Origin of the sequence: Enterorhabdus sp. P55, from assembly GCF_009911695.1 — a bacterium.
GTDB lineage: Bacteria > Actinomycetota > Coriobacteriia > Coriobacteriales > Eggerthellaceae > Enterorhabdus.
The window spans coordinates 1-11,642 of sequence record NZ_QWKK01000075.1; the positions used below are offsets into that span (position 1 = coordinate 1).

General features: G+C 67.2%; 12 protein-coding genes. 6 read left to right on the forward strand and 6 right to left on the reverse strand.

Annotated features, from left to right (window positions below; translation table 11 throughout):
* Nucleotides 1–222, forward strand: a 222-nt coding sequence (locus D1643_RS11830) for a hypothetical protein (protein ID WP_236643469.1), incomplete at its 5' end; no start/stop codon positions are given.
* Here D1643_RS11830 and D1643_RS07825 read toward each other — a convergent pair.
* Complete coding sequence (locus tag D1643_RS07825; protein ID WP_160710092.1) at nucleotides 192–1,154, reverse strand: DUF5692 family protein; 963 nt, start codon at nucleotides 1,152–1,154, stop codon at nucleotides 192–194. The genes D1643_RS11830 and D1643_RS07825 overlap by 31 nt on opposite strands.
* A 200-nt stretch (nucleotides 1,155–1,354) precedes the next feature.
* Between D1643_RS07825 and D1643_RS07830 the strand changes: the two genes are divergently transcribed.
* On the forward strand, nucleotides 1,355–2,086 hold the full coding sequence (locus D1643_RS07830) for a TetR/AcrR family transcriptional regulator (protein WP_160710093.1): 732 nt from the start codon (nucleotides 1,355–1,357) through the stop codon (nucleotides 2,084–2,086).
* On the opposite strand, the gene D1643_RS07835 is transcribed toward D1643_RS07830, so the two are convergent.
* The 3 genes from D1643_RS07835 to D1643_RS07845 all read right to left on the reverse strand — a co-directional run bounded on the left by D1643_RS07835 (nucleotide 2,083) and on the right by D1643_RS07845 (nucleotide 5,172).
* Nucleotides 2,083–4,035, reverse strand: coding sequence for a fructose-1,6-bisphosphatase (locus D1643_RS07835; protein ID WP_160710094.1), 1,953 nt, complete (start codon nucleotides 4,033–4,035; stop codon nucleotides 2,083–2,085). The two genes, D1643_RS07830 and D1643_RS07835, sit on opposite strands and share 4 nt — an antisense overlap.
* Nucleotides 4,036–4,150: 115 nt before the next feature.
* A complete protein-coding gene (locus D1643_RS07840) occupies nucleotides 4,151–4,447 on the reverse strand; it encodes a hypothetical protein (RefSeq protein ID WP_160710095.1) in 297 nt (98 codons plus the stop codon).
* Between the two features lie 2 nt (nucleotides 4,448–4,449).
* Nucleotides 4,450–5,172, reverse strand: a complete 723-nt coding sequence (locus D1643_RS07845; RefSeq protein WP_160710096.1) for a hypothetical protein — start codon at nucleotides 5,170–5,172, stop codon at nucleotides 4,450–4,452.
* A gap of 160 nt (nucleotides 5,173–5,332) precedes the next feature.
* On the opposite strand from D1643_RS07845, the gene D1643_RS07850 reads away from it, so the two are divergent.
* The 3 genes from D1643_RS07850 to rhuM all read left to right on the forward strand — a co-directional run bounded on the left by D1643_RS07850 (nucleotide 5,333) and on the right by rhuM (nucleotide 7,134).
* Entirely contained in the window at nucleotides 5,333–5,707 is a 375-nt protein-coding gene (locus D1643_RS07850; protein WP_160710097.1) for a VOC family protein, read from the forward strand.
* A gap of 16 nt (nucleotides 5,708–5,723) precedes the next feature.
* Nucleotides 5,724–6,017, forward strand: coding sequence for a hypothetical protein (locus D1643_RS07855; RefSeq protein ID WP_160710098.1), 294 nt, complete (start codon nucleotides 5,724–5,726; stop codon nucleotides 6,015–6,017).
* A gap of 112 nt (nucleotides 6,018–6,129) precedes the next feature.
* Entirely contained in the window at nucleotides 6,130–7,134 is a 1,005-nt protein-coding gene (gene rhuM, locus D1643_RS07860; protein ID WP_201751032.1) for a RhuM family protein, read from the forward strand.
* Here the strand turns inward: rhuM and D1643_RS07865 are convergent.
* Nucleotides 7,131–7,769, reverse strand: a complete 639-nt coding sequence (locus D1643_RS07865) for a hypothetical protein (protein WP_160710099.1) — start codon at nucleotides 7,767–7,769, stop codon at nucleotides 7,131–7,133. The genes rhuM and D1643_RS07865 overlap by 4 nt on opposite strands.
* 633 nt (nucleotides 7,770–8,402) lie before the next feature.
* On the opposite strand from D1643_RS07865, the gene D1643_RS11835 reads away from it, so the two are divergent.
* Nucleotides 8,403–9,545 carry a GNAT family N-acetyltransferase gene (locus D1643_RS11835; protein WP_160710100.1) on the forward strand — a complete coding sequence of 381 codons (1,143 nt, stop codon included), beginning with the start codon at nucleotides 8,403–8,405 and terminating at the stop codon, nucleotides 9,543–9,545.
* Between the two features lie 493 nt (nucleotides 9,546–10,038).
* Here the strand turns inward: D1643_RS11835 and D1643_RS07875 are convergent.
* A partial coding sequence (locus tag D1643_RS07875) for an MDR family MFS transporter (protein WP_201751033.1) occupies nucleotides 10,039–11,642 on the reverse strand: 1,604 nt, incomplete at its 5' end.

Here is an 11,642-nt window from a genome sequence, read left to right on the forward strand (position 1 = left end):
GACCGCCGCCGACGACGCGCCTCGCCCTCGCCGCGACGCCTCCGACCGCCGACGACGCGCCTCGCCGCGCCGCGCCGCGCTCCCAAGGCCGCCCAGGGCCCGCGGCCGTCCCCAGCCTCCACGCGAAGGGGGCGCGCCGTCATCGGACGCGCCCCCTTCGCCAGCCACGGTGACGACCTGACGCCGCCGCGCTACTCGTTCTCCTTCAGCACGCGCTCGTAGGGCTTCGTGCCCGCATAGATCTCGTCCTTAAGCGGGTTCAGGTGCAGCTTGCGGATGCGCGCGAGCTGGTAGATGGCCAGCGCCGCGTTGGCCGCCAGCGCCAGGGCGCTCACCACGAAGAACGCCGTGGGGTTGTGGGTGGTCGGGATGGGCGCCAGCACGTCGGCGAACTGGGGCACCGTCATCACGAACATGATCCACAGCGCGAGGGTCTGCGCCCGGTGCTGCAGCCAGGCGCCCCGCTTGATGAGGAACGTGGGGATGGTGCAGGCCAGAAGCAGGGCCAGCCCGCAGTAGGCGGAGTGGTCCGAGATGCAGTTGTAGGTGTAGGCGAAGTTCCACAGGTCATAGGCGATGACCCAGGCCCAGATCATGTCGGGCCAGATCATGTCGCGCGCCGGATCCTTGGAGATGATGATGCCGAACCACCCGCAGATGGTGAGGATGTTGAGGATGCCGGCGATGCCGTTCATGATGTTCCACGGCCCCGATATGGTCCAGAGGTTCTCGACCACGCCGCCCTCCCACAGCGCGAAGCTGAACACCTGGAAGTCGCGCGCCACGGCCTCGGCGATGTTGATGGCCAGAATGAGCGGCGGGAAGCACAGCGCCCACTTCTTCTCGTAGAGGTGGTGCACTGTGCCGTCCGCGCCCGTCCACTTGACGAAGCGCAGGGCGATGAACCCGAGGCACCCGGCCAGGGCCGAGTAGGTCTTCACCCAGTTGAACCACGTGCCCGTGCCGTACTCGTTGCCCGGCGCCGCCGTGGTGGGCCACACGAACACGGTGAGCGCGAGTGGCACCGCCGCGAACAGAACGATTCCGCACCACAGCTTCACGCGCCCCAGCTCGTTGAACGCCATGAGCGCAAACAGGACGAACAGCCAGATTGCCCAGTAGATAGGGTCGGCTGCCTCGTAGAGAATGCCCATCTTCCCGCCTCCTTGTCATCGTTTTGCCTGATGAGGACAGACTACGGCGCGTCTTGCGCGCAGTCTTTCACAGATGCGGGCCAATTGTGAAGGCATGCTCGCCCAAAGCAAGCGAGAAAGCTGCCTGAGCAGGCCGATGAACAGCCATCCGGCGGCGTATAATGGCGCGATCAGCCCGTCATCTCCGAGAAGGGAGCCCCATGCCCCCGCTCTCCCTCTACTCCGGCCGCGACCCGCGCGAGGCGGCGGCCGCCGAGCGCCCCTCCCGCCGCACGCTCGCCGAGAGCCGCAGGCTCACCGGCACGCCCGGCGTCATCCTGGCAGCCGCGCGCAAGCTCTTCGAGCGCGACGGCGTGCGCGCCACCACGGTGACGGCCGTCGCACGCGAGGCCAACGTCACGCGCGAGCTGGTGTACTACCACTTCGGGAACAAGAACGGGCTCATCGAGGCGCTCATCGACGACTACGTGGAAGACCTCGTGGAGAGCGTCATCGTCTGGAACGAGTCGCGCACCTTCGGTGACACGGCCGGCTCGCTGCGCGCCTGCGTGCGCACGTTCCGCTACGCGCTCTACGACGCCGAGGGGCGCCCGCGCCCCATGATCGCCGTGCTCGAGGAGCTCGGCATCCGCGACGCCTTCGACGTGCGCGCCACCAAGGAGACGGCGGCCTGCCTGAACGACCACGTCGCCAAGGAGTACGCAGCCTGGCACCACCTGGAGATCGAGCTCGTCTACGAGATGTTCTGCCTGGTGGTGTTCGGCCTGGTGGGACTCGTGAAGGTGAATCCGCGCATCAGCGACGAGGATCTCATGAAGGTGGTCGAGCAGACGCTCCGGCTGGACATGACGCCGCTCGACGCGCCCTCCCCCGCCGTGCCGGCCGCGGCGCCGGCCGCAGACGGCGGCACGGCACCGCGGCGCGCAGGCTAGGCGCGCTCAGGGATGAGGCCCTGGCGGTAGGCCGCGAGCAGCTGCTCGAGGTCGGCCACGCGCTGCTTGAGCCCGGCGCCCGTGTCGGTGTCGGCCACCAGCGTGCGCCGCTCCACCCGCTCCACCACGCGCCGCGACGAGTGAATGTCGAGCCCCCGCTCCACGGCCGCCTCCGCCGACTCGAGCGGCTCGTGGGCCGCCAGCACGAAGCCGTAGGAGTTGGAGATGAGCGTGTAGCCGGCGATGCCGGTGGTGGGCTGGTAGGCCCGCGAGAACCCGCCGTCGATGGTGAGCACGCGCCCGCCGCACTTCACCGGATCCTCGCCGTCCTTGGCCTTCACCGGTACGTGCCCGCAGATGATGCGCGAGGCGTCCGGGTCCATCCCGAAGTCCTCGAAGATGACCGCCATGGCCTCAGGATCGTCAAGCAGCGCGTAGAAGGGGTTCTTGACCTCCTTGCGCGCCTCCTTCTCGGCGATGAGGTAGAGCTCGAAGGTGGCCATCTTGCTCTTGGCGAACAGGGGCGAGCAGGGGCTGAGCCACAGCCACCACAGAAGGTCGCGGCAGCGGCGGCGCTCCTCGGCATCGGTGCTGAAGAACGCCGCGCGCACCGATCGCTCGAGCACGTCGTAGAGCTCGCGGCCCCGGTAGCGCACGCCGAACACGTCCGCCTCCTTGAGCGAGCCGTCAGCGTTGAGCGGCACGCAGGCGTGGAAGAGCAGGTTGGAGTTGCACACCTTATAGAGGCTGCCGGCCTCCAGGAACAGGCGCATATGGCGCTGGAGCTTCTCGCTGCCGACGAAGGCCTGTTCCAGCCGCTGCATGACGGCCTCCTCCTCCGGCGTGAGGCGATAGGGGTCGGCCGGGTCCACCGTGGGGAACACGCGGTCGGTGAGCGCGTAGGTCACGCCGTCCACCTCGACGGTGCCGCGCTCGTGGTCGATGCGGTGCAGCAGCTTGCGGTCGTCCAGGCCGAAGCCGGGGTTCTCGTCGATGAGCTGGCCCTCCACCTTGAACTGGATGATGGCCATCGCCTTCTGGATCTTCACGTTGAGCTCGCGCTGCTGCTCGGTGAGGCCCGGATCGCCCTTGAGCCCGAAGGCCACGCAGGGGTCGTCGCGGTAGGCGTCCATGGCGAAGGAGGCGAGCGGCAGGATGTTGATGCCGTAGGCGTCCTCGAGGATGGAGAGGTTGCCGTAGCGCGCGCAGTTGCGCACCACGTGCGCGATGCAGCCGCGCTGGCCGAGCGAGGCGCCCATCCACACGATGTCGTGGTTTCCCCACTGGATGTCGAGGCAGTGGTAGCCGGCGAGCGTGTCCATGATGGCGTCGGGCGCCGGCCCGCGGTCGTACACGTCGCCGACGATGTGGAGGTGATCGACGGCAAGGCGCTGGACGAGCAGGCAGAGCGCCTCGACGAAGGCCTGGCCGCGGCCGGTGCGGATGACGGCGTCGATGATGGCGCGGTGGTAGGCCGCGCGGTCGACGGCGTGGTTGTTCTCGGTCATCAGCTCCTCGAGGACGTAGGCGAACTCGGCGGGCAGCGCCTTGCGCACCTTCGAGCGCGTGTACTTGCCCGACGCCTGCTTGCAGAGCGCCACGAGTCGCTCGGCCGCCGTGGACACCCAGGCGTCCTCGTCCGGCGCGGCAGGCAGGTCGAGCCGCATCTTCTCGCGCGGGTAATAGACGAGCGTGGCCAGGTCGCGCTTCTCCTGCGCGGTGAGCACGTCGCCGAAGGCGTCGTCGATCTTGAGGCGCACCGAGCCCGAGCCGTTGCGCAGCAGGTGGGAGAACGCCTCGTGCTCGCCGTGGATGTCCGAGGCGAAGATCTCGGTGCCCTTCGGCAGGCTGAGCACGGCGCTCAAGTTGATGATCTCGGCCGATGCGTCGGCGATGGTGGGAAACGACTGGGACAGCAGTCGCAGGTAGCGCAGGTCACGCTCGTCCATGGGAGCCTCCTCGGACACGGCGGGAACGGTCGTCGCCCTCATTGTAGCGCCGGCTCGCCGCCCGCCCGCAAAGCACCCCGGCAGGCGACCGCCCCCCATCGGGAGGCGGAGCGGGTTAGAAATCGACGACGAACTGCAGCCTCCTGCGCATTTCCACCTCAACCTGCTCTTCCATCGAGACTGCGGCCAACAGTTGACACCGGGACAAAGTGGCGTCTATCTTTGAGGCGAGCTTTCCCGACATGAACGACGAGACCGAGCTGTCGACGTTCAGACTGTAGTGCGCGGTTCTTCCGAGGCCTTCTTCGCAACGCGTCTTGATGAGGAACTCTATCTCCTTGTCCTCCGCAAACCAGCGCAGCGGAGGAACACAGGCAGCCGGCACATCCTCAAAGGTCTGGTGAAACTCCAAGGTCAGCTCCTGGCTTTGCTCCAACTCCCTCGCCAGCTCTCCGCAGCTCTCCGCCGATAAGCCCTCCCTAGCTCCTTTCTTCTCCTTTTCCCCTTCTTCTTCGTCGCCTCAGCGCGCGCCGTCAGGCCGCGTGCCTTACGTTCTACCGTTTTGCTATAACTCTCCAAACGGCATTCCCTGGCACCGAGCGCGTGGGCGATGCTCCTCAGCTCCGTCACTTGGTCTTGATGGAGAATCTCAAAGAACTTCGCCAAATTGAGGTAGCGCCCATCGTCGAACGGATCGACGAAGTATGCCGAGTCGCACACCGGCCTTGGGAAGAAAGTCAGCCCGCTCATCTCGATCGCGGACTCGTAGAGGTGCAAGACCTCAAGATCGTCATCGTCACTGAACCAGCCGATGGCCCCCTCACAGACCTCCACGCCCTTTCGCGTGTCCTCATCGACGACGATGATCATCTTGGGGAGGTCGTAGTCGGGCGCAAGGTAGTCTGCGGGGAAAACGGGGCGATAATGCTCTAGCATCAATCGACGAGACTTCTCCCGGACGGCTTCCGTCGCGTTCTGGGCGCCTTCAGCAGCCGCCTCCGCTAGCGCCGCAGCTGCCTCCGCCGCGCGATCCCTCCCCTCAGCAACCGCCTCCCCTGCGGTTCCCATCGCCATCCTCGCCTTCTTGGCAAGGACATCCGTGGCACGGCCCACGTGCCTTCGTGCATCTTCGAGCATCCCATCACCTTTCCCCAGCGGCAAGTTCGCTTTCATTCTAGAGGATTACCGGCACCGGCCGCCTTCCGGAAGCGCGAAACAGGCAGCGAATGCTTCCCCGCCCCGCCTCCCCCTATGCTATAGAATGAGCCCGACAACACCTTCCCGGAAAGGGGATGCCATGGACGCCGCGTTTCTGCACCGCTGCACCCACGTGCTCGACAAGGAGAAGACCATCCGGTTCTACGAGGAGGCGCTCGGCTTTCGCGTCGTGCGCGAGATGGGGCCTGACGACGGCTCGTGGACGAACACGTTCATGGAGGCGCCGGGCTGCCCCTTCCAGCTGGAGCTGACCTGGAATCGCGGGCGCGTCGAGCCCTACGCCAACGGCGGCCCCGACCAGCACATCGCGTTCGCCGTCGACGACTTAGACGCCGCGCACGCCCTCCACGAGAAGATGGGCTGCATCATTCGCGAGAACCCCGCCATGGGGCTCTACTTCATAGCCGACCCCGAGGGGCAGTGGATCGAGATCCTGCCCCGCGAAGAGCGCTAGCTCCAGGCAGGCGAGCATGACCAGCAGAAAGGGAGCGGCGAAGGCGCGGCAGCGGGCGGCGTTCGAGGCGGGTGCGGGCGATTTGGGAGACCTGTTCGCCCGCGAGGAGCGCCGTCGCGCGGAGGCGTCCGCCGCCCGCGAGGCGGCCCTGCGCCTGCGCGCCTGCGAGTCGAAGAACCGCTATGCCAGCCTCGCCGACGCCGAGGAGGCCATCGCCTCCTGCGCCGCCTACGGCACCCGCGGCCTCCACGCCTACCGCTGCCCCCACTGCAACGGCTGGCACCTCACCTCCAAGCCCGCCCGCCCCTAGCGCGTCAGCTGGCGGTCTCGGATTCGCTGCAAATGAATCCCAAACTAGAGAACATTTGTTCTTTTATGTGTTACAATCCAGTTCACCAAGCATGAAGAACGGGAGCTGTGAAATGACGCATGAGAACGCATCCTCGCAAATAGTGCTTTTCGAGTCATCGGATGGTGAGATATCGCTTGACGTTACCATTGACCTGGCGAAAAACGAAATCTGGCTTAATCGTGCGCAGATGGCCGCATTGTTCGATCGCGACGTCAAAACCATAGGCAAGCACATCGCGAACGCCTTGAGGGAAGAGTTGTGCGACACCTCGATTCCAACTGTCGCAAAATTTGCGACAGTTGGAATCGAGGGAGAAAGAACCGTCGAGCGCCAGGTAGAGCACTACAGCCTTGATGTCATCATATCTGTCGGGTATCGCGTGAAGTCGCAGCGCGGCGTCGAGTTCCGCCGTTGGGCCACCGATGTGCTGCGTCGCTACATCATCGAGGGTCGCGTCGAGAACGAGCGACGCCTCGCCCAGCTCTCCCAGGTCATATCCGTCATCGAGCGCATCCCCCGCGAACTTGAGTCTGAGCAGATTCTCAGAATCGTCCGAAGCTATGCGCCGGCGCTTTCGCTGCTCGATGACTACGACCACCAACGCATCTCCCGACCAACTGGAACGCACGGCACCTACGTCCTCGGGTACGACGAGTGTCGAAACATCATTGATAGCATGGGGTTTTCCGAAGCCAGCACCGTCTTCGGCATCGAGAAGGACGACTCCTTCAAAAGCAGCATAGCAGCCATCTACCAGTCCTTCGACGGCCGAGAACTCTACCCGTCAGTTCAGGAGAAGGCGGCAAACCTGCTCTACTTCATCGTTAAGAACCACTCGTTCCATGACGGGAACAAGAGAATAGCGGCGAGCGTGTTCCTCTACTTCCTCGACAAGAATCATCTGCTCTACGCGCAAGGCAGGAAGCAGCTCAGTGACGAGGCCCTCGTCGCCATGACCATCATGATCGCAGAGTCGCGACCAGAGGAGAAGGAGGCCATGGTATCCCTTGCCATGAACTTCCTCTCGCCTGTGGGCGCCGGGGCAGACCCAGGAGGCTCGGCTTTTGCTTGCTAGCTCAGCCAAAGCTGGAGGTAGGAAGCGGTGCAACAGGCGGCGAAAGCGGCGATGACGAGGGCGAACAGGGCGTTGGCGACGGGCGAGCGCAGACGCGCGAACCCTTCGCAGACGAGCGGGAACACCACCCAGACGTAGATGATGGCCACGAGCCCGATGAGCACGTCGTTGACGAGCCAAGCCTGGCCGAGCACGTTGAAGGGCAGCTGCGAGTTGTCCCAGTAGGGATAGGTTCCCGACGCATCCGGCTGGTTGACGAGCAGGCCGATGCCCAGCTCAAGCACAAGGCTCAGCGCTACGGCGAAGGCGAACGACTCGAGCAGGGCGCCGACCAGCGTGCGCCGGCGCATGACGAAGCGCTCCTTGAGCGGCTCGATGACGAGCGTCATCACCACCGCACCCACGCCATAGATCCAGTAAGGGTGGTACCACGGATCGGTCCAGACGGGATAGCCCTCGGAGACGATGCCGAAGCAGCGGTCCATGAACAGGCAGTAGGGAATCTCCAGCCAGTGGCCGACGATGGTGCCGGCGCAGAAGCACACGATGAGCGCGCGCCAGAACGGCCAGGCATGCGGCGCGAAGTAGCCCACCTCGTCTGACTTGGTGATTCTCTGGTGGCATCGTCTGGCCATGGGCTCGTCTCCTCGTCAGCCCGCGCGACGCGGCCCCGCAGCCGCCCTTGGCGGGCAACCCAACCATACCGCGCGCAGGAGCAGGACGACGATGCCGCGAGACATCATTGACGACCCGCTGCCGCATCGTTACCGGAACGCCGCGGAGGGCGGGCGGCGGGACGGGGAAAGCGGGCGGCATGAAGCAGGAGGCCACCCGGCGGGCGAGGCGGAGCAGGAGGGGCAGCCGGTAAAGTCGAGGGCGACGGGACGACGGCTGCGACAACGCTTGGCGGGACCGGGGCAACGGGACGGCGTCGGGAGTTGGCGACGCGTCAGGTGCTGCCGACGGGCGCACGAGCGGCGAAGCCTGGGGGTGACGGGCTGAAGAGACCGCGGGGCAAAGCATAGCGGAGCCGGCAGCGAGGAGCCGACGAGGCGACGCCCGGCGGAGCGAGAAAGCCGACGAGGACAGCGGGACGAGGCGCGACGGGCGGGGCGGGCGCGGCAACGCTCAACGGAGCCGGAGGCGGGAGGCGGGAGGCTAGCGGGCGTCATCCGGCGCAACCGGCGCGCCTGAAGACCGGGGAACATTGCCAGACAGGGTGTCGTGTCCTATGCTGGGCAGATTGGCAGACAGCGGAAGGGGGGCCTGTGGAGATCACGCTGGCCGAGAAGCGAGACGACAGCCTCATACGCGAGCTGACCGCGCTCTGGCGCGCCTCGGTAGAGGCCACCCACGACTTCCTCGGCCCCGCCGACGTGGAACGCATCGCCGAGTATGTGCCCGACGCCCTGCGCGAGGTTCCGCTCCTGGCTGTGGCCCGCGACGCAGGCGGTGGCGCGCTTGGCTTCGCAGGGGCGGATGGCCGCAGGCTCGAGATGCTCTTCGTCGCCCCCGAGGCGCGTGGACGCGGCGTCGGCACGGCGCTGCTCGCGCACGCCGTGCTCACGTGGGGCACGCGCCTCGTGGACGTAAACGAGCAGAACCCCGCCGCCCGCAGCTTCTACGAGCACCGGGGCTTCCGCGTCATCGGCCGCTCCGAGCTCGACGCTCAGGGCGACCCCTACCCCCTGCTTCACCTGGAGCTGGCCGACGATACGACGGGCGCCGACGCCGGCAGCCCCCAGGCCGCCGGCGCGCAGCCCGCGACCCAGGCGAAGGAGAGCGCAGGCGGAAAGGGGGCCGACGCCGCGACGGGCGGAGACGCGGACGCGAAAGAAGGCGTCCCATGGCCGTGCGCCCTCGAGACCGAGCGGCTCATCCTGCGCCCCTGGCGCCATAGCGACGCAGCCGACCTCTTCCGCGTAGCGCGCGACCCCCGTGTGGGACCCATCGCCGGATGGCCGCCCCACTCAAGCGTCGAGGAAAGCCTCGAGGTCATCCGCACCGTATTCTCCGCGCCCGAGACCTTCGCCGTCACCCTGCGCGAGGACGGTCATGCCATCGGGTGCGTCGGCCTGCTGTTCGGCGACGCCGGCACCGAGCCCCTGTCCGCCGACGAGGCCGAGGTGGGCTACTGGATCGGCGTGCCCTGGCAGGGGCGCGGCCTCATCCCCGAGGCGGTGCGAGCCGTCGAGCGCCGCGCGTTCGAGAGCCTGGGAGTCAGCGCGCTCTGGTGCAGCTACGACACGGGCAACCAGCCATCACGCCGCGTCGCGGAGAAGTGCGGCTTCGTGCCGCACCACGTGACAGAGGGGATCCCCAACGATCTCATGGGCGGCGTGCGCGACGTCTGCTTCACGCGCCTCGACCGCGAGGACTGGCACGCCACACAGGCAGCAGAGAAATCCTAGCGAACGGGCCGTCAGACAGGCGGCACGCCCGCACGCGCCGTGGCCGCCGAGGCTCGCGGGCCATGCACGGGCGATCGCACGACGCCAGAGCCGCCGAAGCTCGCGCCAGCACACGGGCGGCTGAAGGCCTGGAGAGCATCGACGCCCAGGAGCGCGAACCACGCGCGGCTCCTCGCAGAATGTTTCACGTGAAACATTCGTTTGTCCCACCCCGCGCGCCACCGGCGCCGAACACGACAAGGCGTCTTCCCCGCCCAACGCGCGCAGGGTGTTTCACGTGAAACATTCGTTCCTTTCCAAAATACCCGAACCGATGTTTCACGTGAAACATTCTCTCGCCGCCACGGCGCCCGCCGCCATGCCGTCCGCCGCCGCGGCGTCCTCGCGCGGCCGAGACGCCGGCGGCCTCTGCTTCTCCGGCGCCCTCGCGCAATCCGCACCCGCCCTTGGCGCTCCCTCACGCGACCGGCGGTCGCCGCTTCGCCATCAGGCGCTAGCGACCCTGGCCGCTGTGGTCGATCGTCTTGGCGAGGGGGTGCTGCTTGAGGAAGAGCATCAGCACAAGGCCCGCCAGCATGAGGGGGACGAACCAGAGGAACAGCGGCACGAGGGCCTCGGAGTAGCCCTGCGCGACGGCGGCCTGGGCTGCGGCGGGCAGATGGTCGACGGCGCTCGGCGTGAGCGAGGCGAGCGAGAGGTTGTCCGCCAGCGGCAGCTTCCCCGCCAGATCGGCCGTCAGGCGTGCGGTGAACAGCGCTCCGACGAGCGACGTTCCCACCGACGAGCCGATCTGACGGAAGAAGTTCTCAGCCGCCGTGGCCGTGCCCACCATGGCGTGGGGAAACTCGTTCTGCACCACGAGCACGAGAATCTGCAGCCCCAGGCCGATGCCCGTCCCCAGCACGAGCAGGTAGGCCACCGCCACTCCTATCGGCTGCCCCACCTGCAAGGTAGACAGCAGCCCGAACCCGAGCGCGCTCACCGCGCACATGGCGATGGGCATCCACTTGTAGCGGCCCGTCCGCGAGGCCAGCCAGCCGGTGACCGTGGTGGCCACGACGATCCCCGCACTCATGGCCGTGCACACGAGGCCGGCCGCCTCGGGTGAGAGGTTCGCCACGATCTGGAAGTACGTCGGCAGGTAGTTGACCGACCCGATGAAGCCGATGTTGAGCAGCAGCCCCGTCACCGAGCACAGCACGAAGTTGCGGTTGGAGAACAGCGCCAGGGGAAGCAGCGGCTCGCGCGCCCGACGCTCAGCCGCCACGAACGCGCCTGCGCCCGCGGCCGCCAGGGCCAGCAGCCCCGCGATCTGCCAGCTCACCCAGGGGAAGCGGACGCCGCCCCAGGCCAAACCCAGCACGAGCGAGGTCACGGCCACGGTGAGCGCCGCCATACCGGCAGCGTCAAGCGGGCCTGCCTCGCGGCGCGGCTCGCGCGGCAGGCACCGCGCCAGCACCACGATGGCGAGCAGGGCCAGCGGCACCGTGAACCAGAAGATCCATCGCCATCCCGTCACCTGCACGAACCAGCCGCCCAGAAGCGGTCCGAGCACGTTCGACACGGCGAAGACCGAGCCCATCACGCCCATGTAGGTGCCCAGCTTGCGCGGCGGCACCACATCGGCGATAGCCGCCTGCGACAAGATGATGAGGCCGCCCCCGCCGAGCCCCGAGACGCATCGTCCGGCGATGAGCAGCGTCATGTCGGCGGCCACGCCGCAGAGGCACTTACCCGCCGCATACAGCCCAAGCGCCCCCATGAGCAGGCGCTTGCGACCGTGCAGATCGCCGAGCTTGCCGTAGATGGGCATGGTGATGGTAGACGTGAGAATGTAGGCGGTGGAGACCCACTGCATCATCTCGACGCCGCCAAGGTCGCCCACGATGGTGGGCAGCGCCGTCGCCGCGATGGTCTCGGAGAGCGAGCTGATGAACATGGCGAGCATAAGCCCGAAGAACACGAGCGCCAGCCGCCCACCCGCCACCGGCCCCGCGCCCGCAGAGGCCGCCACGCCTGCGGGAGCCCCCGCACCTGGGGCCGCCGCATCCTCGAGGGCCGCCGTGCCTGGGGCCGCCGCGCGAGTGGGGGCCGCGC